Here is a 23,364-nt window from a genome sequence, read left to right as displayed (position 1 = left end):
TTGGACTTAAGTTGTAAGCGCCGGTCGTTTCGGCGACCGCGTTCTCGACTGCCACAGCAACACGCCGAAGCCGATGATCAGCCCGGGCACGTAAGTGTAGCTGATATCGCGGCCGATCATCCATTCGACGATCGCCTCGATCAAACTCGGAAATACCAGCAGCAATCCGGATAGCAGAAGCAGGCCTCCCTCGACCCGCGTATTTTGTCGCAGCGCCCAGTTCTGGGCAACTGAGGCCAGCGCCAGCAGTCCCAGAGTGGTCTTGATCGTGATTTCGAGGATGTCGAGCCATGATCCGCCCTTGGGGATCGAGAGCAGCAATCCGACGCCCTGCGGATCGAGCACGAACACGAACGGCACCAGGAACGCAGGCAAGGTGTATTTCCAGGACTGCAGCGTGGTCTTGTAGGGATCGCCGCCGGTGATGGCGGCGGCCGCAAACGGCGACAGCGCGGTCGGCGGCGACACCTCCGACAGCACGGCGTAATAGAAGATGAACATGTGCGCGGCGTAATCGGGCACGCCGAGTTTGATCAGTGCCGGTGCGGCGATCACGGCGCAGATGATGTAGGAGGCGGTCACCGGCACCGCGAGCCCGATGATCCACACGATCAGCGAAGTGTAGATCGCCGTCAGCAGCAGGCTGCCGCCGGCATAGCTGATCACGATCGCCGAGAATTTGAGACCGAGACCGGTCAGCGTGACGATGCCGACCACGATGCCGGCGCAGGCGCAGGTGGTCGCTGCGTTCAGCGCGCCGGTAGAGCCTTCCGCCAGCGCCTTGACCAGTTTGCTCGGCACCAGCGCGGTTTCCTTGCGCAGGAAGCTCAGCGCGAAGGTCACGACGATGGCGTAGAACACCGACAGCGACGGCGAATAGCCGATCACCATGAATACGACCACGGCGAGCAGCGAGATGAAATGAAAGCCGTAACGCCGGGTCATCTGCCCGAGCGACATCTCCGGCGTGAAGTTGACGTCCTTGGCGCCGAACTTCTTCGCGTCCAGTTCGACCATGAACAGCAGCGACATGTAATAGAGACAGGTCGGAATCGTCGCCATCCAGATCACGTCGAGATAGCTGATCTTGAGAAACTCGGCGATCAGGAACGCCGCGGCGCCGAGCACCGGCGGCGACAGGATGGCGCCGAGGCCGCCGGCCGCCAGCAAACCGCCGGCGGCGTTTTTCTCAAAGCCGGCCTTGGCCAGCATCGGGGAGGCCACGGTGCCGATCATCACGGTGGTGGCGACGCCCGATCCGGAGGGGCCGCCGAGCAGGAACGAGGACAGCACGACGGTTCTGCCGGCGCTGTTCGCCTTGCCGCCCATCAGCGCCAGCGAGAAATCGATGAAGAACTTGCCGGCACCGGATTGCGCCAGGAACGCGCCATAGATCGTGAACAGGATGATCAGGGTCGCCGACACGTCGACCGCGACACCGAAAATACCTTCCAGGGTGATGAAGAGATGACCGACCAGCCGGGGCAGATCGTAGCCGCGATGGGTCCATGGCGCCGGCAGATGCGGTCCAAGCATCGCATAGGCGATGAACAATACGGCCACGACGGGCATGATCAGCCCGGTGGTGCGCCGCGTCGCCTCCAGCACGAGCACGATGAAGACGACGCCGACGACGACGTCCCAGCGGTCGGGCGAGGTGGCGCGGTCGGTAAAGTCCTCGCCGCCCCAGAGCGCATAGACGATGGTCGCGACCGCAAAGATGCCCGGCACCACGTCCCACCAACGCACCCGGTTGCGAAACCGCGTCGCCAGCGGAAACAGCAGGAAGCTCAGCACCAGCGTGAAGGCGACGTGGGTGTAGCGGAGCTCCTGGGTCGGAACGATCGCGTAGGCCGCATAGAGGTGGAACAGACTCATCACCACCGCAATGGTGGTCGAGATCCGCCCCGCCCATCCCATCAGGCGGTTGGCCGCGCCTTCCTCGGCCTCGATGAACAATTCAGCCTTATGCAACGCTTCGTCGGAAACGGCGATGACGTCGTCATTGGGCAAAGAATTGCCTGGTGGTTGACCCTGTGCGGCCATGCTTCCCCCGGAGCGCATTGATATCTCCCGGCTGGATCGCCGGGGCCTTTAACGGCGGCGCATTCATGCCGGTTTGGGGAGGCGTTGCAAGGGCATAAATCGAGAGATTTTGGGATGGTTACATCCATGCGAGGGTTGCATCGGCCGCCACGCGCTGGATGGGTTGACCGCGGGCACATGCCCGTTCAACTTCCCGTCCAAATCAAGGGGAGAGAAGTCGATGGAACGGCTCAAGGGCAAGACGGCGATGGTGGTCGGCGCGGGTTCGATCGGGCCCGGCTGGGGCAACGGCAAGGCGACCGCGGTGACTTTTGCTCGCGAGGGTGCGCAGGTGTTCTGCGTCGATCGCAACGCGGCGGCGGCCGAAGAGACCGTGAAGATCATCACGGGCGAGGGCGGCAAGGCGGCGGCCTTCACCGCCGACGTCTCGCGCGCCGCCGAAGTCGAGGCGATGGTGGCGGCGTGCCTGAAGACCTATGGCCGTATCGATGTGCTCGACAACAATGTCGGCATTGCCGAGATGGGCAGCGTGGTCGAGACGACGGAATCCGAATGGGACCGCGTGTTCGCGGTCAACCTCAAGAGCGCCTTCCTCGCCATGAAGCACGTTATTCCCGTGATGCAGAAGCAGGGCGGCGGCTCGATCATCAATATTTCGTCGATCGCCTCGATCCGTCACGTCGGCATTTCCTACGTCTCCTATGGGGCGTCGAAGGCGGCGATGAACCAGATGACGCGCACCACGGCGGTGCAGTTCGCAGCCGATCATGTCCGGGTGAACTGCATTCTGCCGGGCTTGATGAAAACGCCGATGGTCGAGCACTCCGCAGGGCTTGCGGCGAGTTATGCCAAGGGCGATGTCGAGGCGATGTGGCGGGCTAGGGATTCGCAAGTGCCGATGGGGCACATGGGCGACGCCTGGGATGTCGCCAATGCGGCGCTGTTTTTGGCTTCCGACGAATCCCGCTACGTCACCGGGCTCGAACTCGTGGTCGATGGCGGGATGACGGCGAGGTCCGCATAAGCCAAGCGCGGGTTCGGGCTTCCGCTACTGCGCCATCGCCAATATGCCGCCGGCAAAGGAGTGCCACATCGGCGTCATGCTGATCGGCCAGTTCAGCAGCTTCACGGCGATCAGCGCGGCGCCGCCATAGATATAGACCGGATGCGGGCGGCCACGCGTGCGCCAGTCGTGCACGATGGCAACTACGAGCAGCAGATAGGCGACGAAGGCCGGCGGGATGGTGACCGGCACCGGCGGCGGGCCGAGCGGCGCGGGAGGCGCCAGGAAGGTGAGAAACCAGCGCGCCACGGCTGCATCCAGCAGCGAAATGCCGGCCAGCAGCATCAGCCGCTTGTGGGTTTCGCCCCGGCGGATGTTCGCAATGGCCAGCGCGAACACCACCGCAAAGAAAACAATGCCGCTGAGCGGGACGATCGCAAACGCGATGCCTTCACTGGTCAGCCCCGCCGCCGCCGATCGCTTCATCGCGTTGACCGCAACCAGGAAGCCGAAAATCGTCATCGCGGTCGCCAGCGACACGCCGATCATTCCGATTGCGCGGTGCCGGGTGACATTTCCCGATGCGGCGAGCCAGGTCTGGAACGCAAAGTAGAGCGACCAGGCAAAAAACAGCAGGCCGTGAAAATGGACGACGGGCGAGGCTGACAGCGATCGCGACATCATCGGGAGCCAATAGGTCGGGGCAAAGCCGAGAAACGCGACGGCCGTGCAGGCCAGCGCCATGTAGAAGTAAAAATAGCCGGTTTGGGAATACGCGATCGCGCGCGGCGGAGTCGTGTCGGTCAGGATGGTCATGGATTTGAGTCGACCGGGAAGGGGAAAGGTTCAACGAAAATTCTTCAATGGATAGATACACTTGCACGCGAAAAGCGCGGCTTCCCGGACGTCATGCTTCAGCCAAAATCGAAATTCGCGTTGGCCGCTGTCGGAAGCGCACCTCGCTTGCTAGGATTGTCCGTCGTCGAGAGCGTTTTTCCGGGTCTGTTGATGCGAGGTTGTCCTATCATCCGCAATATTGTCGTCGCTTCCCTGCTGTGGACGGCGTTCGTGCAAGCCGCCTTTGCAACCGGCGCCGAGCCAGCCAGGGATCCGCAAGTCGATCCCGCGCCTTGCATTGCGGCGGCGGCGGCCAATGACGACGACAAGACCATCAGCATTTGCGGCGCGTTGATCGGCAACGAAAAGACCGCGAGGTCCGACCGCATCAAGGCATTGATCGCGCGTGGCGGCGCCAACGATCGCAAGGATCTGATCGACCGCGCCATTGCCGATTATGACGGCGTGCTGCGGCTCGATCCGGCGCTGGCCGATATCTTCAACGCGCGCGGCGAACTCTGGCGCAAGAAGGGCGACCGGCCGAGGGCATTGCAGGACTTCGGCGTGGCGATCAAGCTCAACCCGGAGCATCCCACCGCGCGCGGCAATTACAAATCGCTGGCGCAGGAACTCGAGCGTCTCGGCGCGCTGATGGCGGTCTACAACAAGCCGAGCTTCAACTGCGCCACCACGAAGCAGCCGGTGGAGAAGGCGATCTGCGCCAGTCCGGACCTTGCCAAGTTTGACCGCGAGATCAGTGCCGTGAATACCAAGGTGGTCCGCGATGCGAGTGCCGACAGCCCGCGCGCCCGTGCCCTGCAGCGTGAGCAGGATGATTTCGTCGTCCGCCGCAGCGCCGCCTTCGGCCAGCCGGGTTACGATTTGCGGAGGGCCATGAAGGAACGGCTAGACCAATTGCTGGCGATTGAGTCGCGGTGAATGGTGGTCGGGCTTTAGCCGATCGCCAAGTTGTTCCGGCTTGATCTCGCGCCGCTTCCCGTGACAATGCGTGGCAAATATGATTGCCGCCCCGTCGTCATGGCCGGGCTTGTCCCGGCCATCCACGTCTTGCTTATCCAACTGGCAGCAAAGACGTGGATGCCCGGGACAAGCCCGGGCATGACGAGTGGGTGGGCCACGGGAGAAACGCCATGAACATCCACGGAAAGAGCAGGTATCACGAAATCCACGCGCGCTCGCTTCGGGATCCCGAAGGATTTTGGGCCGAGGCGGCGCGTGAAATCGACTGGATCGACGTCCCAAGGAAAATCTTCGATTCCACGATGGGACCCTACGGCCGCTGGTTCACAGATGGCGTCGTCAACACCTGCTACAACGCGCTGGACCGCCATGTCGCGAGCGGCCGCGCCGATCAGGTGGCGTTGATCCACGACTCGCCGCTGACCAGCACGGTCACCAAATTTACATATGCGCAGATGCTGCAGGAGGTGCAGACGCTCGCGGCCGTCATGCAGGATTTTGGCGTCACCAAGGGCGATCGCGTCATCCTCTATATGCCGATGGTGGCGGAGGCCGTGTTCGCGATGCTGGCCTGCGCGCGGATCGGCGCTGTTCACTCGGTGGTGTTCGGCGGTTTTGCAGCCAAGGAGCTCGCGAGCCGGATTGAAGATGCAAAACCAAAACTGATCTTCTCGGCGAGCTGCGGTATCGAGCCCGGCCGCATCGTGCAATACAAGCCGCTGCTCGACGAGGCGATCCGACTGTCGAGCGTCAAGCCGCAAACCTGCATCATCCTGCAGCGGCCGCAACAGGCCTGCGAACTTAACGAGGGCCGCGACCACGACTGGGCGCAATTACGCAGCGCCGCGCTCGATGCCGGCAAGGCCGCGCCATGCGTGCCGGTCAAGGCGATCGATCCGCTGTACATCCTCTACACTTCAGGCACCACGGGGATTCCAAAGGGCGTGGTGCGCGACAATGGCGGGCATCTGGTCGCGCTGAAATGGTCGATGTTCAACCTCTACGGCGTCAAGCCCGGCGAGGTCTGGTGGTGCGGCTCCGACATCGGCTGGGTGGTCGGCCACAGCTACATCATTTACGGACCGCTGATCCATGGCGCGACCTCGATCATGTACGAGGGCAAGCCGGTCGGCACGCCGGACGCCGGCGCGTTCTGGCGCGTGATCTCCGAGCACCAGGCGGTGGCGTTCTTCACCGCGCCGACCGCCTTCCGCGCCATCAAGAAGGAAGACCCGGACGGAAAGTTCATCCGGAAATATGATCTGTCGAAATTTCGAACGCTTTTTCTCGCCGGTGAACGCGCCGATCCGTCGACGGTGGAATGGGCGGAGCAGCAGCTGAAGGTGCCTGTCATCGATCACTGGTGGCAGACCGAAACCGGCTGGTGCATCGCCGGCAATCCGGTGGGGCTCGGCATGCTGCCGGTCAAGCACGGGTCGCCGACGGTGCCGATGCCCGGCTATCAGGTCGATGTGGTCGATGAGGCGGCAAGACCGGTGCCCGCGGGCACAATGGGCTCGATCGTCATCAAACTGCCGATGCCGCCGGCCTGCCTGCCGACGCTGTGGGAGCAGGAGGCGCGTTTCAGGGAAGCCTATCTCACTGAGTTTCCCGGCTATTACAAAACCTCCGACGCCGGCTACAAGGACGAAGACGGCTACGTGTTCGTGATGGGCCGCACCGACGACATCATCAACGTCGCCGGCCACCGGCTCTCCACCGGCGGCATGGAGGAAATCCTGGCCTCGCATCCCGACGTCGCCGAATGCGCCGTGCTCGGCATCAAGGATGCGATCAAGGGCGAGGTGCCCTGCGGTTTTCTGGTGCTGAAGGCCGGGGTTTCGAAGAGCCCGGCGGAGGTCGAGAAAGAAGTCGTGGCGCTGGTGCGCGACAAGCTCGGCCCGGTCGCCGCCTTCAAGCTTGCGATCACGGTCGGCCGCCTGCCCAAAACCCGCTCCGGAAAGATCCTGCGCGGCACCATCAAGAAAATCGCCGACGGCGATGCCTGGACCATGCCGGCGACCATCGAGGATCCCAAGGTGCTCGACGAAATCGGCGACGCGCTGAAGGGCAGGGTGTAGCTGCTAGCACCGTCATTCCGGGATGGTGCGTTAGCACCAGACCTCAGGTGCGCAATTGCGCACCGGGGAATCTCGAGATTCCGGGTTCGATGCTGCGCATCGCCCCGGAATGACGGGTTTCATTCCAGCAAAATGCCTTGATTTCGATGGATTGCCGGGTCAAGCCCGGCAATGACGAAACCGGACCCATGGATCAGTCATGCGACATAACCCCGCTCGACTTCTCATCGCGCTGCTACTCACCGCCCCGCTGCTCGCCGGCTGCCTGGAGAAGGGCCAGCCGACCATGGCCGATACCAGCGCCGACGACGATGCGTTCTGCCGCGCCAACAATGTGGCGCCCGGGTCGAACGACTACGTCATCTGCCGCAAGAACCGCGACGTGCAGCGCGGCAATGCCAACGCCCGCACCGACCGTGCCCAGCGAAACCTCGCCGAGCAAATGCTGAACAATCCGACCAGGCCGTGATCAGGAGGTCATCATGAACGAAGACGTTTTCAACACCAGCCTGCGCGGCTTTCTCAAGAAGGTCGGCATCACCTCGCAGCGCGAAATCGAAAAAGCGGTCCGCGACGCCGTCGCCAGCGGCCGCCTCAAGGGCAATGAAAAACTGCCGGCCAAAATGGTTCTCACCATTGGCGGCATCAGCCTCACGCACGAGATTAACGACGAGATCGAATTGGGCTGAGCGAACGCCTTCCTTCCCCTCTCCCCTTGGGGGAGAGGGTGGCTGCGATGCGCAGCATCGCAGACGGGTGAGGGGTTGTCTCCGCGGATAGAAACCCCTCATCCGGCGCGCTTCGCGCGCCACCTTTTCCCACAAGGGGAGAAGGAAGAAAGAAGCACTTCAGCCTTTTTGGAAAGACGTAATTCATGGACATCAAGGTCAGAGATTCCAACGGCGCGCTGCTTGCCGAGGGTGACACCGTCACGCTGATCAAGGACCTGAAGCTGAAAGGCTCATCCACCGTGCTCAAGCGCGGCACCGTGATCAAGAACATCCGCCTCACCGACAACGAAGACGAGATCGAAGGCCGCACCGACAAGGTCAAGGACCTGGTGCTGCGCACGGAGTTTTTGAAGAAGGCGTGAGGAGTTTTGCCGATACCCTCGCGGATGCAATCCCGCGACGGCTCGGCATCAACGGCGATCGGCGACGCAAGGCGTGTATTCCATCGCGACAAGGCTGGCATTGAAGGCTGTGCGCGGGTGAGCTGCACAGGGAACCGGATTGCGCTTGTCAGACCTCCTCAGAGACTAGATACTGAGAGGGCGACTGATTTCATTGAAGAATCATCGGAAGAGATTCGAGCAGCAATTTAAACTTAATTGCGTATGCCGCCCGGGTTTGCACCATGCGTTCGGAGTTGGCACAAACTGCACAAACGGATGCACCCTCGGGTTCCTTGTCGGTCGCATGGCCACCATGGGCCGTCTCAATCGCGGTCGCGGTCGCTTATTTCCTTGCAGCGCGTCTTAGCCTCGCTCTGACCGACAAGGCGGACGGCGTCGCGGTGTTCTGGCCGGCAGCGGGCATAGCGGCTGGATTCATGGTGGCGCTCGGTTCGACCGCGCGGTGGCCGGTCGTCGTCGGCGTGGTCGCGGCCACCTTCGCCGCCAATCTGCTCGGCGATCGCAATCTTGCCAGCACGGCGTTTTTCGCGGTGGCCAATGCGGGTGGAGGACTCATTGTCGCAGGGCTCATCCAGCGATTTTATGACGCGCCATTTGAGCTCAACAGGCTGCGTCGTGTCTTCGGATTGTTCGGCGCCACGATAGCTGCATCCCTCGTTAGCGGTATCGTCGGCACGCTCGGCTTCGTGTTCTTTCACCCGTCTAGCTCATCCGCCGTGACTATATGGCGCAACTGGGTAGCTTCCGAGACGCTGGGGAGTATTACAGTCGCGCCGCTTGTGATCGGGCTGGCTTCATTCCTGCGTGACGCTCCGCCAAGGCGCGAAATCGTGGAGGGCGCCTTCGCGCTCGCGATCGTCGGTACACTATGTTTGCTCCTGGTCTCTCTTCCCTATGCGCCCTGGACGCTCGAACTGGCGATTGCCTCGCTCTGTCCGCTGTTCGTGTGGATCGCCGCCCGCGTTCGCCCCGCCTTTACGGCCGTCGCAACATTCATGTGCGCGATCACGGTCGTATGGACGACAATATTTGCCGTCGGCCTCTTCGGCGATGCGCGGTTGCCGCTTGAGGAGCGTATCCTGTCCGCCCAGGCGACCATTTTGGCCATCTCGTTCGGCGCGCTGGTTCTGGCGGCGCTGTTCAGCGAGCGGCGGATACACGAAACCGTGATCGTCGAAAGAGAACAGCGGCTGGAAGAAGCGCTTCGGGCCGGCGGCGTAATAACCTTTGATTGGGATCTTCGTACAGGACTGATACGGCTCAGCCAGAACGCGGTGGAAATCCTGGGGCTTGGCCCGAAGCAATCGCTCAGCAGCGATGAATGGCTGCGACAGATCCATCCCGATGATCGCCGGTCCGTCACCGCTCGCTTGAACATCGCCTCACCGGACGAACGCTCGCATTCGCTGACATTCCGGTTTCTGCGGCCGGATGCAGGCGGCGAAGTGTGGTTGGAGCAGGTTGCGGTTACGCATTTTGATGCGGAGGGAAGCCCCGCACGTATCAACGGGCTGACGACCGACGTCACGACGCGGAAGCAGTTTGAACAAGAGGTTTCCCGCGCCTGGAAATCGGCGGCATCGGCAGACCAGGCAAAGACCAGCTTTCTGTCCGCCGCCAGCCATGATTTGCGACAACCGTTGCAAACGCTTCGATTCCTGCAATCGGCGCTTGAACCGCACCTGCCGCACGGGGAGGCGCGCACTCTCGTCGGCGGAATAGCGCGATCCCTCGACACCATGTCCAGCATTCTGTCGAGTCTGCTGGATGTCAATCGCCTGGAGGCCGGAGATCTCCGTCCGTCGAAGAGCGACTTCGCGATCAATGACGTGTTTGATTCTCTGGCAGCCGATTTCCTCAATTCCGTCGCTGACAAGGGGCTGCGGTTGCGCCTGGTCCGGTCCGAACTCACGGTCCGCAGCGACAAGGGGATGCTCGAAGCGATGTTGCGCAATTTGCTGTCGAATGCGGTGAGATACACCGATCGAGGGACAATCCTGCTGGGTTGCCGGCGCGCGGGTGACAAGGTTCGGATCGAGGTCTGGGATAGCGGCGTCGGCATCGCGCAAGATCAGTTGCCTCACATATTTCAGGAGTATTATCAGGGTGCGCATGGCACCGAGCGCGGTGGTTTTGGATTGGGTCTGGCCATCGTCAGGCGTATGGGGAAGGTGCTGGACCACAGGATCGATGTGCGGTCTACGCCCGGCACGGGCACCGGGATTTCGATTGAGGTTCCGCGTGGAGACTTAAGCCGCGATGCTGCCGAAAGCGCGCAGACGCCAGGGTTGGAAGGGGCGGACCTCCCCGGCATGATACTCGTCGTCGAAGACGAGACGAGTGTGCGCTCCTCGCTGCACCACCTGCTGAAAGCGCGCGGTATAGAGGCGATCATGGTTGCAACGGCGGACGAGGCGCTGGTTCGGATCAGCCGGCAGGAGGTTCGTCCCGACTTGCTGATATGTGACTACAATCTTCGCGGATCGGCGAACGGTGTGGACACCGTTAAGATCCTGCGCGCGGCACTTGGCTGGAGTGTCCCGGCCATTGTCATGACGGGTGACATCCGGTCGGAAGTCGTCGACTCGGTTGCTGCGCATGGCATTCCGATCCTGACCAAGCCGTTCCTGACGAGCGAACTGCTGCAGCACATTAAGCGGCTTCATCAGGGATCGGCTTCCAGCAATCCGACCAGTCTGGCTGGAGTGTGATCGCGTATACCGGTGCCGTTCATTACACCTTCGAATCGATGCTATAAGAAGCCCATGGAACCGATTGTCATCAAACTGCTGGGGTTTGCGGCCGCGACGTGCACGACGCTGGCTTACGTCCCGCAATTCGTAAAAGTCTGGCGAACCCGCTCGACGGAGGACATTTCGCTCGGAATGTTTCTCGTCATGGTGGTCGGCATCCTGCTGTGGCTGGTGTACGGCCTGCTTTCCGGAGATGGGCCGTTGATCGTCGCCAATGCCATCACGATCGTGCTGGCCGGCGGAGTTTTGTTCATGAAACTGAAATACGGTTGAGCACCTAGGCATTGAAATACAAAAGCCTGCCAATACAAAAACGCGGCAGGTTGCCCCGCCGCGTTTGAAATCCCGTAACCGGAATACGGGAAACCTATTCCTCTTCGTCGTCCTGCTTCTTGCCGCCGATCCCCTTCAACTTCGCAAACACCGCATCCACGTTGAGGTCGTCGCGCTGCTTTTCGGTCGGCTCGAATTCCGGCTCCTTCTTGGTGGTCTCGGAGGCCGGCAGCAGGGTGGCGCCGCCGTAGGCCGCGGGGACCGGCTTTTCCTTGGCGGCGCGCTGCACCTCGAAATCGAGCTCGATCTGCGAGCACAGGCCCAATGTCACCGGGTCCATCGGGGTCAGGGTCGAGGCGTTCCAGTGGGTGCGGTCGCGGACTGAGGCAATGGTGGTCTTGGTGGTGCCGACCAGGCGCATGATCTGGGCGTCCTTCAGCTCGGGATGGTTGCGCACCAGCCAGAGGATCGCGCTCGGCCGCTCATGGCGGCGCGACACCGGGGTGTAGCGCGGGCCCTTTTTCTTGGCCGCCGGGGGCAGGGTAACCTTGCTCTCGCCGAGCTTGAGGCGGTAATTCGGGTCCTTTTCGCCCCTTTCGATCTCGTCGCGGCTCAATTGGCCGGTCGAAATCGGGTCCATGCCCTTGATGCCCTGCGCCGCGTCGCCGTCGGCGATGGCGCGGACCTCCAGGGGGTGCATTTTGGTGAAATCGGCCACCTGGTCGAAGGTCAGCGCGGTATTATCAACCAGCCACACGGCAGTCGCCTTTGGCATCAGCGGTGCATTGCTCATGGCAAATCTCCTTTGTGCCTCGCCCACCTCTTTTGGAGGCGAAGTCTGCGGTCATCGGGGATGACGGGAATTCCGGGCCTATATACCCCTTGAGGGCCTATTGGCGCAATGGCCTGCTAAAGTGCCTTGACAGCGCCCAAAAGCAGCCCCAAGTCCTTATACGAATTGGCCGTTCCCCGCCCACTGGCGAGGGGTGATTCGGTCCCTGAGATAGCCCCCATGTCTTCCTTGTCAGCGTCAGCCAAACCCGACCTGAAAATCGTGCTTTGTTCCCCCCGCGGCTTCTGTGCCGGCGTGGTACGGGCAATCGACACCGTCGAGCGGGCGCTCGCGATCTATGGCGCCCCCGTCTATGTCCGCCACGAGATCGTGCATAACCGCTACGTCGTGGACAGCCTGAGGACCAAGGGCGCGATCTTTGTCGAGGAACTGGCCGAAATTCCCGACAATACCAATGCACCGGTGGTGTTCTCCGCCCACGGCGTGCCGAAGTCGGTTCCGGCGGACGCCCGCGCGCGCAATTTTTTCTCGCTGGATGCCACCTGCCCGCTGGTCACCAAGGTGCACCGCGAGGCCGCGATCCATTTCAAGCGCGGCCGTGAAATCCTGCTGATCGGGCATTCCCATCATCCGGAAGTGGTCGGCACGCTCGGCCAGTTGCCGCCGGGCGCGGTGACGCTGATCGAGACCAACGAAGACGCCAAGACGTTCACGCCGAAGAACCCGGACAACCTTGCCTTCGTGACCCAGACGACGCTGTCGATCGACGACACCGCCGAGATCGTCGCGATGCTGAAGGAGCGTTTCCCGAACATCTCCGGCCCGCACAAGGAAGACATCTGCTACGCCACCACCAACCGCCAGCTTGCGGTGAAGAAGGTGGCGCCGGTGGTTGACGCCCTGATCGTGGTCGGTGCGCCGAACTCGTCGAACTCGCAGCGCCTGCGCGAAGTCGCCGAGCGCGAGGGCTGCCCGGTCTCGGTGCTGGCGCAGCGCGCCAGCGATCTCGACTGGTCGCGGTTCGAAGGCATCAAGAGCCTCGGCATCACGGCGGGCGCCTCCGCGCCGGAAGTGATCGTCGAGGAGATCATGGGCGCGTTCGCGGAGCGCTATACGCTGCATGTGGAGACGGTCTCGGCCGCGGAAGAAAACGAATTCTTCCCGCTGCCGCGTTCGCTGCGGCCCGACGCAGCTTAGGGCGCGTCTGCCATGGCGGTTTACACGGACGTTGCCGCCGAAGACCTCGCGGAGTTCCTCAAGAGTTACGATATCGGCGAATTGCTCTCCTACAAGGGCATCGCCGAAGGCGTCGAGAATTCCAACTTCCTGATGCACACCAGCAAGGGCGCCTATATCCTCACGCTGTATGAAAAGCGCGTGGCGGTGGACGATCTGCCTTACTTCCTGTCGCTGATGGCGCATCTGGCCGAGCGCGGCGTGCATTGCCCGCAGCCGGCGAAAAACCGCCAGGGCGAAGTCTACAGCCATCTCGTCGGGCGGCCTGCTGCGATCATCAATTTTCTCGAAGGCATGTGGCCGCGGCGGCCCAACGCCGCGCATTGCAGCGGCGTCGGCGGGGCGCTCGCCAAAATGCATCTGGCGGGCGGCGACTTTCCGATGTTCCGGAAAAATCCGCTGTCGGTCGAGGGATGGCGGCCGCTGTTCGACCTGTCGGCGCCGCGTGCCGACACCGTGCAGCCGGGCTTGGGCGATTTCATCGCCCGCGAACTCGATCACCTCGAGGCGAACTGGCCAAAAGATCTGCCGCTCGGCGTCATCCATGGCGATCTCTTCAATGACAACGTCTTCTTCCTCGGCGACAAGCTGTCCGGGCTGATCGACTTCCCGTTTTCCTGCAACGATATCCTGGCCTACGACGTCGCGATCTGCCTCAACGCGTGGTGCTTCGAGCCGGATCATTCCTTCAACGTCACCAAGGCGCGGGCGCTGCTCGGCGCTTATGGCCGCGAACGGAAATTGTCCGATGCCGAGCAGGATGCGCTGCCGCTATTGGCGCGCGGCTCCGCGCTGCGCTTTTTGCTGACGCGTCTGGTCGATTTCCTCGACGTGCCGCCAGGCGCGCTGGTGAAGCCGAAAGACCCGCTCGAATATGTCCGCAAGCTGCGCTTCCACCAGAGCGTCCAGTCCGCGCGCGATTACGGCCTGATGCAGGCGGGATGCGCCGCGTGAGCGATTCCAAGCCGCATGTCACGGTATTCACCGACGGCGCCTGCTCGGGCAATCCCGGCCCCGGCGGCTGGGGTGCGATCCTGAAATTCGGCGACACCGAAAAGGAATTGAAGGGCGGCGAAGCGCACACCACCAACAACCGCATGGAATTGATGGCGGCGATCTCGGCGCTGGAAGCGCTGAAGAAAGCCTGCGTCGTCGACCTCACCACCGACAGCCAATATGTGCGCAAGGGGATCACGGAGTGGATCCACGGCTGGAAGCGCAACGGCTGGCGCACGTCCGACAAGAAGCCGGTCAAGAATGTCGACCTGTGGCAGCGCCTCGACGCGGCGCTGAAGGCGCATGAGGTGCGCTGGCACTGGATCAAGGGCCACGCCGGTCACGACGAGAACGAACGCGCCGATCAGCTGGCCCGCGACGGCGTCGCGATGGCACGGTTGAAGGCGTAGGCTGACGCGCCACGCGATGCCGCGATAACCACAGCTGTCATCACCCGCGAAAGCGGGTGATCCAGTATTCCAGAGACGATTGAGATAAAGCCGAGAGGCCGCGGCGTACTGGGTCGCCCGGTCAAAGCCGGGCGATGACAGTTGTATGTGTGGCTACACCATCAACCCGTCATTGCGAGCAAAGCGAAGGCAATCCATAGAGCGGTAAAGCAAGTATGGATTGCTTCGTCGCTTTGCTTCCTTGCGCAAACGCTTTGCGTTTGTCGCAGGCAATGACGAATAACTTACAGCTGCCCCAACAGCGTATCGCCGCCGGAAACCTCGACCTTGCCGGGCGCCGGCTCGAGGTTGAGCTTCTTGACCACGCCGTCTTCTACCAGCATCGAATATCGCTTGGAGCGGATGCCGAGGCCGTTGCCGGACGCGTCGAGCTCCATGCCGATCGCCTTGGTGAAGTCGGCATTGCCGTCGGCGAGGAATGTGGCTTCGTCGCGCTGGTCGGTGTCGCGCTTCCAGGCGTTCATCACGAAGGCGTCGTTGACGGAGACGATCGCGATGGTGTTCACGCCCTTGTCCTTGATGGCGTAGGCGTTGAGGAAGATGCTCGGCAGATGCATCTTGTGGCAGGTGCCGGTATAGGCGCCGGGCACCGCGAACAGCGCGACCTTCTTGCCCTTGAAAATATCGTCGGTGGTTTTGACCTGCGGCCCTTCCGCCGTCATCACGCGAAACTTGGCTTCCGGCAGCTTGTCGCCAACTTGGATCGTCATCGTGAATTCTCCCTGAATGTGCGGATGGGTCTTATAGCGTTTTCGGGCGAAGTGGGTACCGGCTTCGCGTGAAGAAAACGCGTCAAGACAAGACTAACCTGTGCGGCTGGCCGGCACAATATTCGGTGTCCCGGAAACGGCAATGCCGCCGTGCCTTCACTGTTCTGTCATCAGCCGGTAAAGCCGCCGGCGTCGAGGAATGCCTGTTCTTCAGGCGTCGTTTCGCGCCCCAGGATGCGGTTACGGTGCGGAAAGCGCCCAAACCGGCGGATGATGTCGGCGTGATGCTCGGCGTATTCCCTGTTTTCGGTATTGGCCGTGCCGCCGAACAATTCGATGCAGCGCAGCTGGTCGGGCAAATGTTCCGAGTGCATGAACGGCAGATAGAGGAATTCGAGCAACGCCGGGTCGATGCGCTTGTCGGTGCCCCGGTCGATGGCGCGGGCGGCGACGTCGCGCGCCAGCCTGTCGCTCGCATAGGTCAGGGCGTCACCACGAAACATGTTGCGGGGAAACTGGTCGAGCACGATGGTGAGCGCCAGCGCGCCGTCATCGCTGGCTTCCCAGGCCGACAACTCGCCCGCGGCCGCCTTCCGCCACAGCTCGAGATACCGCTGACGCACTTCGGCGTCGAACGCGTCGTCGCGCTTGTACCAGCGGTCGTGGCCGGCTTCGCGCCAGAATCCGAGGATGTCAGCCGGCACAGGCTCGCGAGCGTCAGACATGATCGGACGCTCGCGCTAGAGCGTTTTCAAGCGAAGTGGGTACCGGTTCGCGTGAAGAAAACGCGTCAAAATAAAAAGATAGCATTGGCCTTCAGGCCGCGGCCTTCTTTTCGTCGCGCAGCTCGCGGCGCAGGATCTTGCCGACATTGGTCTTGGGCAGGTCGGCCCTGAACTCGATCTGCTTGGGGACCTTGTAGGCGGTCAGCTGCGTGCCGCAGAACTTGATGACGTCGTCGGCCGTGAGGTTCGGGTCCTTCTTGACGATGAAGGCCTTGACCGCTTCGCCCGATTTTGCGTCTTGGACGCCGATCACGGCGCATTCCAGCACGCCCGGATGGCTGGCGATCACTTCCTCGATCTCGTTCGGGTAGACGTTGAAGCCGGAGACCAGGATCATGTCCTTCTTGCGGTCGACGATCTTGGTGTAGCCGTCCGGCGTCATCACGCCGATGTCGCCGGTGCGGAAGAAACCGTCCGCCGTCATGACGTTCGCGGTCTCTTCCGGCCGGTTCCAGTAGCCGGCCATCACCTGCGGACCCTTGGCGCAGATCTCGCCGGCTTCGCCGAGCGGCACTTCATTGCCGTCGTCGTCGCGGATCGAGAGGTAGGTCGAGGGCACGGGAATGCCGATCGAACCGGAGAACTTGTCGGTGTCGGCCGGGTTGCAGGTCAGCGTCGGCGAGGTTTCCGACAGGCCGTAGCCTTCCGACAGTGCGCAGCCGGTGACCTTGAGCCATTTCTCGGCCACGGCCTTTTGCGTCGCCATGCCGCCGCCGAACGAGGTCTTCAGCTTGGAGAAGTCGACCTTCTCGAAACCGGGCGAGTTCAACAGGCCGTTATACAGCGTGTTGACCGCCGGGAAGCTGTTGACCTGGTATTTCATCAGCTCCTTGATGAAGCCCTGCATGTCGCGCGGGTTCGGGATCAACAGATTGACGCCGCCGGCCCGCACCCCGAGCAGGAAGCACGCCGTCAGCGCGAAGATGTGATAGAGCGGCAGCGCGCAGACGATGAACAGTTCGTCGACATGCGGTGGCTTCTTCAGCGCCGGCTGCAGCCAGGCGTCGTTCTGCAGCACGTTGGCGAGGATGTTGCGGTGGAGCAGCGTCGCGCCCTTGGAAACGCCGGTGGTGCCGCCGGTATATTGCAGGAAGGCGACATCATCGCGGCTGAGCTGCGGCTTGTTGAGCTTCATGCCGCGGCCGGCGGCCAGCGCGTCGTTGAAGGAGATGGAGCCTGGGATCGACCAGGCCGGCACCATCTTCTTCACCTTGCGGACCACCAGATTGACGATCACGCCCTTGAAGCCGAGCAGGTCGCCCATGCTGCCGACGATCACATGCTTGACCGCGGTCCTGGCGATCACCTGCTGCACCGTGGTGGCGAAATTCTCCAGCACCACGATCGCCTCGGCGCCGGAATCCTTGAGCTGATGTTCGAGCTCGCGCGGGGTGTAGAGCGGGTTGACGTTCACCACCGCATAGCCGGCGCGCAGCACGGCGGCGGTCGAGACCGGATACTGCAGCACGTTCGGCATCATCAGCGCGACGCGGGCGCCCTTTTGCAGGCCCTTGCTCTGCAGATAGGCGCCAAGGGCAGCCGACATCTGGTCGAGGTCGCGGTAGCTGATCGACTTGTCCATGCAGATGAACGCCTTGCGGTCGGCGAACTTCTTGAAGCTCTCTTCCAGCAACTCGACGAGCGACGAGTACTGATTGACGTCGATATCGGCGGGCACGCCGGCCGGATATTGCTTGAGCCAGATCCGCTCCATGGTATTTCCCCTCTGGTTAGTTCCCGATTTCTCGAATTCTTGGGCCGGGATGCCTTGTTTTGGGCAGTATTGAGAATGCCGCCGCCGATGGCAAGCGGCTGCGCGCTATCGACGCATTGGGAATCGACAAGTCCACGTCCGGAACGGGCGAAAACCGCCTGATTGCGGGGTCTTGCGGGCCCGTTAACCAGCCGGTTTGGATTCGCTCTTAGGTTTTGCGGCGGCCTTGGGCTTGGCGGGCTTCGCGGCCGGCTTATCGCCCGAAGCGGCAGGCTTCTCGGCAGGCCTGGCGGCGGGCTTGGCAGCTGCGGCAGGCTTTACAGCTGCGGCAGGCTTTGCGGCGGCAGCAGGCTTTGCGGCGGCGGTGTCCGGTTTGACATTCGCGTGCCGGGTCGCGGCCGGCTTGGGCGCGGGTTTTGCGTCGGATTTGGCGGCGGTCTTGGCATCAGTCTTGGGCTTATCCGCGTCCGGCTTCTTCGCAGCGACCGCGACCTTCGATTTCTTGCCGCGCCGCGTGGTCTGCTTTTGATCATCCGCGGCCACTGCGGCAATCAGCTCCGGACCGGTCTTCTTCGGGCCGGTATAGACCACCATGGGCTCGCCAGCCGTGTACGCCGTCGCGAGCAATTCCGATGGCTTTGCCGTCGGCGCCTGCAGTCCGGCGGAAAAGAACGCCAGCGCCGGGCTTTCACCACTGGCGGCGGCCAGCGTCGTGTCCGCATCCTCATCGGTGGCGGGCCGCTTGCGCTTGCCGTTGCACATCTCCTCGCGCAGGTTCGGCGGCGTGGCGTCGATCGGCACCAGATTGTCGACGGTGCCGAGCGAGGGTCGCAACCATCCCAGCCCGTTGCTGGCAAAGCCGCGCTCCAAGAGCTGGGCGGCGCGCACCGCGCGCGCCTGGCCGGAGGTCGAGCCGAGCACGACCGCGATCAGCCGCTTGCCGTCGCGTGTCGCCGAGGCCACCAGATTGTATCCGGACGCGCAGATGAAGCCGGTCTTGAAGCCGTCGGCGCCGGCATACCGGCCGATCAGCTTGTTGAAATTGTTGGTGGTGCGGCGGCCGAAACGGATCGCCGGGATGTGCATGAAATATTCGTATTCGGGCAGATCGCGAATCACGGCACGCGCCAAAATCGCAAGATCGCGCGCCGAGGTGATCTGGCCATCGGCGGGCAGGCCGTTCGGATTGACGTAGCTCGTCTGCGTCATGCCGAGCCGCTGTGCGGTCGCGTTCATCATCCCCGAGAAGCCGTCGACGGAGCCGCCGACGCCTTCGGCGAGCACCACGGCCATGTCGTTGGCCGACTTCACCATCACCATCGCCAGCGCGTTTTCGACGGTGACTTGCGTGCCCGGCTTGAAGCCCATCTTCGACGGCGACTGCGATGCCGCCACCGGCGAAACCGTCAGCACGCTGTCTAGGCGCAGGCGTCCTTCCTTGACGGCTTTGAGCGTGACGTAAGCCGTCATGATCTTGGTCACCGAGGCCGGATACCAGGGCATCGTCGCATTTTCGGCCTGCAACACCTTGCCGGTTTCGGCTTCGACCACCAGCAACGCCTCGGCATGCGCGGCGCGGGGCGTTGCCACCGCAAGCGCGGCGACGAGCAGGATCAGGTTCAACAATGGATGGCGAAGCAGCGGGCGAAGAAAATGCACTTTTGCGTTCCGGTCCTTTGAGACCCGCCTTCGAAAAAGGAGGTCCTGAAATCTGACGTTCGGGTTTCAAGCGTGCGATCTTGAAACCAAATTTGCGCCGTCGCTCACGGCGGCTGCAAACCTATACCGGCTTGTTGATCGAGAACAGAGGCCGGGCAATTAAATCGTGGACGAAAAGGCGCAATTTCGCCGATAATTCAATGCGGGATGGCGGCGCAGGGGCGGGCTATTGTGTCTCAATGCTGGCCCGCGCGTCGGCCTGCACCATGAACTGCGCCCGCGCGAGTTCCGCAAAGCGGCCGCCGTTGGCCACCAGTTCATCGAAAGTTCCACTTTCGATCACGTGGCCGTTGTCGAACACCAGGATGCGCGTCGCGTTGCGGATGGTCGAAAGCCGGTGCGCGATCACGAAGGTCGTGCGGCCCTTCATCACTTCGTCGAGAGCGGCGTTGACTTTTGCCTCGGTGACCGCGTCGAGCGCGCTGGTGGCCTCGTCGAGGATCAGGATCGGCGGGTCCTTCAACAGCGCGCGCGCGATCGACAGCCGTTGCCGTTCGCCGCCGGACAGCATGCGGCCGCGCTCGCCGGCATGGGTCTCGAATTTCTTGTCGCTGCGTTCGATGAATTCGAGCGCCTGCGCCCGCGACGCCGCGATGCGCATTTCCTCTTCGGTGGCGTCCGGTTTGCCGACGCGCAGATTGTCGGCGAGCGAGCGGTTGAACAGCAGGGCCTCCTGGAACACCACGCCGATATTCCGCCGCAGCGCGGTCAGCTTCAGGCCGCGGATATCCATGCCGTCAATTTTGATGATGCCGGACTGCGGATCGAACGCGCGATGCAACAGCGCGATCGCGGTCGATTTGCCGGCGCCGGTCGGACCGACCAGCGCGATGGTCTGGCCGGGCAAAGCGGTGAAGGAAAGATCCTCGATCGCGGGCCGCTTGCCGTCATAGGAGAACGAGACGTCGTTGAATTCGATCAGGCCGGAGAGCCGCCCGGTGTCCATTGCGCCGGGCCGGTCGCGCACCGCGGGCACGGCGTCCAGCACGTCGAAGAATTCCTGCAAGCGCGGCGCTTCCATGAACACGCTGTTGATGAAGCTCACCACCTGTTCGAGCTTCTGGATCAGCATGGTCGCGAAGCTCACGAACATCACGATCTCGCCGACGGTCGTCAGCCCCTGCCCGTGCAGCACGATGCCGACGGTGAAGATCGCGAGCACGGTGATGGTGGTGGAGGCACGGGTGATCACGGTGACCAGCGCCCACCAGCCGAGCACCGGCATCTGCACCGCGAGCAGCTTGTCGGCGACATAGCGCAGGCCCTGCACCTCGGCATCGATGCGCACGAAGCTCTGCACCAGCGCGACGTTGCCGAGCGCGTCGGAAGCGCGCGCGGAGAGGTCCGAGTAATGCTCCTCGACCTCGCTCTGCATGCCATAGGTCTTGCGCACCACCAGCGTGGTCAGCACCGTGAACACCACGCACAGCAGGAACAACAGGATCGCCAGCCGCCAGTTGATGTAGAGCGACAACGGCAGCAGCACCACCAGCGACATGATCGCGGCAAAATGTTCGCGGAAAAATCCGAGCCAGAGCCGCCACAGCGAGTCGGTACCGTTCAGCATCACCTTCATCAACCGCCCGGAATGGGTGCCGGTGTGGAAGGTCAGTGGCAGCTGCATGATGTGTTCGAAATAGTCGGTCAGCACCGCCTGGCGCTGGCGGTGCGCCAGCTTGTCGGCGTGCAGCGCCACCGCGGCGCTGCAGCCGATGGTGAACAGTCCGAACGCCACCCAGGCCGCCAGCAGCGGCCAGGCCCCTGACGACGACAGCGGACCCTTGCCGGAGAGCACGTCGATGATCTTGCCGAACAGCACGGGCTCGGCGAATTGCGCGCCGGCCAGCAACAGATTGGCGCCGGCCAGAATCCAGCCCAGCCGCGCCTCTTTGCCGAGCAGCTCGAGCACGCGGGTGTAAAGGCGAATCATGGACATGCCGCAAGCACTGGAGGGGCAACGGGGCGATCAGTCGAGCCGCATTCTAATCAGGGATCGCCGCCGAGAACCAGCGTCCGCGCGACTTTTACTCAATTGATCAGCCGGCCGTTGACGGGGGGCAGGAACTGGTCGTCGAAAATATCAGCTGCTACCGGCCGCTTCTGGAATTTGAAGCCTTCCGCGAGCTGATCGATCGACCGCTCGAACCTCGCAATATCGATGCCGCCGATGCCGTTGCGCCTGACCTCGCCGGTCAGGATATTGTCGCGCAGGATGGCGCTCAGCCGTTCGAGCTCCAGATCGCGCGAGCCGCCGTCCATGCGGTTGACGATCTCGGTCACTGCGGCCGCGGGGTCCTTGACGGCCAGGTGCGTGCCGCCGATCACCGCCCGCACAAATCCCTTCACGGCATCCGGCTTGGCCGCCGCCAGCGCCGGGTTGACGACAATGGCGAAACCATAGGCGTCGCAGCCATAGTCGGCGAATTTCAATACCGCCAGATCGTCGGCCGGCACGCCACGGTCTTTCAGGTTGATCGCCGACAGATAGGAAAATCCGGTGACGGCATCGATCTGGCCCGCCGACAGCATCGGCTCGCGCACCGCGGCGCTGATATTGCTTTGTTTGACGCTCGCGATCTTGATGCCGTTCTGCTTCGCCACCGCCGGCCATAGCCGGATCGAAAGATCGCCCTCGGCGACGCCGAGATTCTTGCCTTCGATGTCCGACAGCGCCCGGACGCCGCGGCTCTTGCGGGCGATGATGGCGTAGGGTGCCTTGTTGAACAGCACGAACACCGCCTTGACCGGCGGGACGCCCTGCTTGTCCTTGTCGCGAAAGCGCACCAGCGCGTTGATGTCGACCAGCGCGAAATCGCTGGTGCCCGCTGCGACGCGCGCGATCGCATCCGGCGATCCGCTGGCGATGTTGATGGTGACGGCGAGCCCCTCGGCGGTGAACAGGCCGCCGGTGGCCGCCATCACGAACGGCGCGTCCGTCGCATCGATCGGCCGGTCGAGCGAGAACTGGATCGCGAGCGGCGGCCGTGGTTCGTCCGCGGCAAGGCTCAGCCCCGCACCAAAGCAGGCCACTCCGCAAAGGCCTGCAAGCGAGGCCAGCATCGAGCGAAGGGCGTTGGTTCGGCGTGCACGCATAGAGCTTACGTCACTGGGAGATGGGACACGTTGCCGCGTGGGCCAAGATTGTTGGATCGCAGGTCTGTTTCAGGACAAGAACACCGGCATTACAAGCCTTAAACGCAGGCATTCTGTCGCATCCAACGTGAACGGGCGATGACTGCCACGATTTGGCCAGAGATCGTTCAGCTTGCATTTGGTTTGGGGAACCTAATATCCGCTCGGTGGTTAGCAATTCGAGGCCTGTCAGGCCAAGCTCCCACGGAGGATATTGAGATGTTTGCACGATCAGGAGTGTTTTCATCGATCGGCCGCGCCGGCGCGGTGGCGACGGTTGTCGCGGTAGCCCTGACGGCCTACCAGCCGTCGGCAGCTTTCGCCGGCTCCGCGCCCGCCAAGGGCGTAACGGCCACGACCGGCACCAGCGACGCGACCGACTTCAGCTCGCGCGGCAGGAGATATTATGGCGGCGGTGGCGCTGCGGCGGCTGCGGCCTTCGCCGGCATCGTCGGCACCGGTATCGCGATTGCGGCCACCCAGAACCGCCGGGCTTATTACGGTGACAGCTACGGTTATTACGATGGCGGCCCGGCCTATTACGCTGCTCCCCCGGCCTATTACGGCGGCGGCCCGTACTACGGCGGTGGCTATTACGGCGGCGGTAACCAGTACTATGGCGGCTACAAGAATCCCAACGCCTGGTAATTCCAACGCCTTGTAATTGCGCGCGTTGCTAAGGCCGCTGTTAAACACGAAT

General features: G+C 62.7%; 21 protein-coding genes. 12 read left to right on the top strand and 9 right to left on the bottom strand.

All coding sequences use genetic code 11. From position 1 onward, the window contains the following. Positions 1-6: 6 nt before the first annotated feature. On the bottom strand, positions 7-2,013 hold the full coding sequence (locus JQ597_RS15860; RefSeq protein ID WP_249147903.1) for a TRAP transporter permease: 2,007 nt from the start codon (positions 2,011-2,013) through the stop codon (positions 7-9). A gap of 253 nt (positions 2,014-2,266) precedes the next feature. On the opposite strand from JQ597_RS15860, the gene JQ597_RS15855 reads away from it, so the two are divergent. Beyond that, complete coding sequence (locus JQ597_RS15855) at positions 2,267-3,070, top strand: SDR family NAD(P)-dependent oxidoreductase (RefSeq protein WP_212265201.1); 804 nt, start codon at positions 2,267-2,269, stop codon at positions 3,068-3,070. Between the two features lie 24 nt (positions 3,071-3,094). Here the strand turns inward: JQ597_RS15855 and JQ597_RS15850 are convergent, their stop codons facing one another. Further along, a complete protein-coding gene (locus JQ597_RS15850) occupies positions 3,095-3,865 on the bottom strand; it encodes a hypothetical protein (RefSeq protein ID WP_212265200.1) in 771 nt (256 codons plus the stop codon). Positions 3,866-4,057: 192 nt separating this feature from the next. Between JQ597_RS15850 and JQ597_RS15845 the strand changes: the two genes are divergently transcribed. From JQ597_RS15845 to JQ597_RS15815, 7 genes are all read left to right on the top strand, one after another. Beyond that, the gene (locus JQ597_RS15845) at positions 4,058-4,825 is read left to right on the top strand and encodes a hypothetical protein (RefSeq protein WP_212265199.1); all 768 of its coding nucleotides are present in this window, start codon (positions 4,058-4,060) and stop codon (positions 4,823-4,825) included. A gap of 212 nt (positions 4,826-5,037) precedes the next feature. After that, positions 5,038-6,948 (top strand): propionyl-CoA synthetase, encoded by a 1,911-nt coding sequence (locus JQ597_RS15840; protein WP_212265198.1) that lies wholly within the window; start codon positions 5,038-5,040, stop codon positions 6,946-6,948. 199 nt (positions 6,949-7,147) lie between these two features. Continuing rightward, the gene (locus tag JQ597_RS15835) at positions 7,148-7,417 is read left to right on the top strand and encodes a hypothetical protein (RefSeq protein WP_212265197.1); all 270 of its coding nucleotides are present in this window, start codon (positions 7,148-7,150) and stop codon (positions 7,415-7,417) included. Positions 7,418-7,430: 13 nt separating this feature from the next. Then, positions 7,431-7,637, top strand: a complete 207-nt coding sequence (locus tag JQ597_RS15830; protein ID WP_212265196.1) for a DUF6494 family protein — start codon at positions 7,431-7,433, stop codon at positions 7,635-7,637. Positions 7,638-7,822: 185 nt separating this feature from the next. Next, complete coding sequence (locus JQ597_RS15825; protein ID WP_212265195.1) at positions 7,823-8,041, top strand: alkylphosphonate utilization protein; 219 nt, start codon at positions 7,823-7,825, stop codon at positions 8,039-8,041. 263 nt (positions 8,042-8,304) lie between these two features. Further along, positions 8,305-10,794, top strand: coding sequence for an ATP-binding protein (locus JQ597_RS15820; RefSeq protein ID WP_212265194.1), 2,490 nt, complete (start codon positions 8,305-8,307; stop codon positions 10,792-10,794). Between the two features lie 54 nt (positions 10,795-10,848). Then, positions 10,849-11,109: a SemiSWEET transporter gene (locus JQ597_RS15815; RefSeq protein WP_192735299.1), complete on the top strand. Its 261-nt coding sequence runs from the start codon at positions 10,849-10,851 to the stop codon at positions 11,107-11,109. 94 nt (positions 11,110-11,203) lie between these two features. On the opposite strand, the gene JQ597_RS15810 is transcribed toward JQ597_RS15815, so the two are convergent. Then, positions 11,204-11,902 carry a DUF1013 domain-containing protein gene (locus tag JQ597_RS15810; protein WP_212265193.1) on the bottom strand — a complete coding sequence of 233 codons (699 nt, stop codon included), beginning with the start codon at positions 11,900-11,902 and terminating at the stop codon, positions 11,204-11,206. Positions 11,903-12,121: 219 nt separating this feature from the next. Here JQ597_RS15810 and ispH point away from each other — a divergent pair, with 219 nt between their 5' ends. From ispH to rnhA, 3 genes are read left to right on the top strand one after another with little or no spacing between them, the layout of a single operon-like run. Then, positions 12,122-13,099 carry a 4-hydroxy-3-methylbut-2-enyl diphosphate reductase gene (gene ispH, locus JQ597_RS15805; protein WP_212265192.1) on the top strand — a complete coding sequence of 326 codons (978 nt, stop codon included), beginning with the start codon at positions 12,122-12,124 and terminating at the stop codon, positions 13,097-13,099. A 12-nt stretch (positions 13,100-13,111) separates the two neighbouring features. Beyond that, a complete protein-coding gene (locus JQ597_RS15800; protein ID WP_212265191.1) occupies positions 13,112-14,092 on the top strand; it encodes a homoserine kinase in 981 nt (326 codons plus the stop codon). Beyond that, positions 14,080-14,544 carry a ribonuclease HI gene (gene rnhA, locus JQ597_RS15795; RefSeq protein ID WP_212265190.1) on the top strand — a complete coding sequence of 155 codons (465 nt, stop codon included), beginning with the start codon at positions 14,080-14,082 and terminating at the stop codon, positions 14,542-14,544. The genes JQ597_RS15800 and rnhA overlap by 13 nt, the downstream gene beginning before the upstream one ends. A 284-nt stretch (positions 14,545-14,828) precedes the next feature. Here rnhA and JQ597_RS15790 read toward each other — a convergent pair whose 3' ends face one another. The 6 genes from JQ597_RS15790 to JQ597_RS15765 all read right to left on the bottom strand — a co-directional run bounded on the left by JQ597_RS15790 (position 14,829) and on the right by JQ597_RS15765 (position 22,625). After that, entirely contained in the window at positions 14,829-15,314 is a 486-nt protein-coding gene (locus tag JQ597_RS15790) for a peroxiredoxin (RefSeq protein ID WP_192735294.1), read from the bottom strand. Between the two features lie 170 nt (positions 15,315-15,484). After that, positions 15,485-16,039, bottom strand: a complete 555-nt coding sequence (locus JQ597_RS15785) for a DUF924 family protein (RefSeq protein WP_212265189.1) — start codon at positions 16,037-16,039, stop codon at positions 15,485-15,487. Positions 16,040-16,130: 91 nt separating this feature from the next. Then, the gene (locus JQ597_RS15780; RefSeq protein WP_212265188.1) at positions 16,131-17,813 is read right to left on the bottom strand and encodes a long-chain fatty acid--CoA ligase; all 1,683 of its coding nucleotides are present in this window, start codon (positions 17,811-17,813) and stop codon (positions 16,131-16,133) included. A gap of 183 nt (positions 17,814-17,996) precedes the next feature. After that, positions 17,997-19,472 carry a D-alanyl-D-alanine carboxypeptidase family protein gene (locus JQ597_RS15775; RefSeq protein ID WP_212265187.1) on the bottom strand — a complete coding sequence of 492 codons (1,476 nt, stop codon included), beginning with the start codon at positions 19,470-19,472 and terminating at the stop codon, positions 17,997-17,999. Positions 19,473-19,698: 226 nt separating this feature from the next. Then, on the bottom strand, positions 19,699-21,468 hold the full coding sequence (locus JQ597_RS15770; protein WP_212265186.1) for a glucan ABC transporter ATP-binding protein/ permease: 1,770 nt from the start codon (positions 21,466-21,468) through the stop codon (positions 19,699-19,701). 92 nt (positions 21,469-21,560) lie between these two features. Continuing rightward, positions 21,561-22,625, bottom strand: a complete 1,065-nt coding sequence (locus JQ597_RS15765; RefSeq protein WP_212265185.1) for an ABC transporter substrate-binding protein — start codon at positions 22,623-22,625, stop codon at positions 21,561-21,563. A gap of 258 nt (positions 22,626-22,883) precedes the next feature. On the opposite strand from JQ597_RS15765, the gene JQ597_RS15760 reads away from it, so the two are divergent. Next, on the top strand, positions 22,884-23,312 hold the full coding sequence (locus JQ597_RS15760) for a hypothetical protein (protein ID WP_212265184.1): 429 nt from the start codon (positions 22,884-22,886) through the stop codon (positions 23,310-23,312). The last annotated feature ends 52 nt before the right edge of the window (positions 23,313-23,364 follow it).

This window comes from Bradyrhizobium sp. AUGA SZCCT0177, assembly GCF_018130125.1.
In the GTDB taxonomy this organism is placed as follows: Bacteria; Pseudomonadota; Alphaproteobacteria; order Rhizobiales; family Xanthobacteraceae; genus Bradyrhizobium.
Note: the sequence above shows the minus strand (reverse complement) of the source record. Positions and strands in the feature narration are given on the sequence as shown.

Coding starts and splice junctions, on each gene's coding strand:
- rnhA (WP_212265190.1), top strand. CDS start 14,080: ATGCGCCGCGTGAGCGATTCCAAGCCGCATGTCACGGTATTCACCGAC.
- JQ597_RS15820 (WP_212265194.1), top strand. CDS start 8,305: ATGCGTTCGGAGTTGGCACAAACTGCACAAACGGATGCACCCTCGGGT.
- JQ597_RS15790 (WP_192735294.1), bottom strand. CDS start 15,314: ATGACGATCCAAGTTGGCGACAAGCTGCCGGAAGCCAAGTTTCGCGTG.
- JQ597_RS15840 (WP_212265198.1), top strand. CDS start 5,038: ATGAACATCCACGGAAAGAGCAGGTATCACGAAATCCACGCGCGCTCG.
- JQ597_RS15850 (WP_212265200.1), bottom strand. CDS start 3,865: ATGACCATCCTGACCGACACGACTCCGCCGCGCGCGATCGCGTATTCC.
- JQ597_RS15830 (WP_212265196.1), top strand. CDS start 7,431: ATGAACGAAGACGTTTTCAACACCAGCCTGCGCGGCTTTCTCAAGAAG.
- JQ597_RS15785 (WP_212265189.1), bottom strand. CDS start 16,039: ATGTCTGACGCTCGCGAGCCTGTGCCGGCTGACATCCTCGGATTCTGG.
- JQ597_RS15770 (WP_212265186.1), bottom strand. CDS start 21,468: ATGTCCATGATTCGCCTTTACACCCGCGTGCTCGAGCTGCTCGGCAAA.
- ispH (WP_212265192.1), top strand. CDS start 12,122: ATGTCTTCCTTGTCAGCGTCAGCCAAACCCGACCTGAAAATCGTGCTT.
- JQ597_RS15855 (WP_212265201.1), top strand. CDS start 2,267: ATGGAACGGCTCAAGGGCAAGACGGCGATGGTGGTCGGCGCGGGTTCG.
- JQ597_RS15760 (WP_212265184.1), top strand. CDS start 22,884: ATGTTTGCACGATCAGGAGTGTTTTCATCGATCGGCCGCGCCGGCGCG.
- JQ597_RS15800 (WP_212265191.1), top strand. CDS start 13,112: ATGGCGGTTTACACGGACGTTGCCGCCGAAGACCTCGCGGAGTTCCTC.
- JQ597_RS15835 (WP_212265197.1), top strand. CDS start 7,148: ATGCGACATAACCCCGCTCGACTTCTCATCGCGCTGCTACTCACCGCC.
- JQ597_RS15780 (WP_212265188.1), bottom strand. CDS start 17,813: ATGGAGCGGATCTGGCTCAAGCAATATCCGGCCGGCGTGCCCGCCGAT.
- JQ597_RS15845 (WP_212265199.1), top strand. CDS start 4,058: ATGCGAGGTTGTCCTATCATCCGCAATATTGTCGTCGCTTCCCTGCTG.
- JQ597_RS15825 (WP_212265195.1), top strand. CDS start 7,823: ATGGACATCAAGGTCAGAGATTCCAACGGCGCGCTGCTTGCCGAGGGT.
- JQ597_RS15810 (WP_212265193.1), bottom strand. CDS start 11,902: ATGAGCAATGCACCGCTGATGCCAAAGGCGACTGCCGTGTGGCTGGTT.
- JQ597_RS15815 (WP_192735299.1), top strand. CDS start 10,849: ATGGAACCGATTGTCATCAAACTGCTGGGGTTTGCGGCCGCGACGTGC.
- JQ597_RS15765 (WP_212265185.1), bottom strand. CDS start 22,625: ATGCGTGCACGCCGAACCAACGCCCTTCGCTCGATGCTGGCCTCGCTT.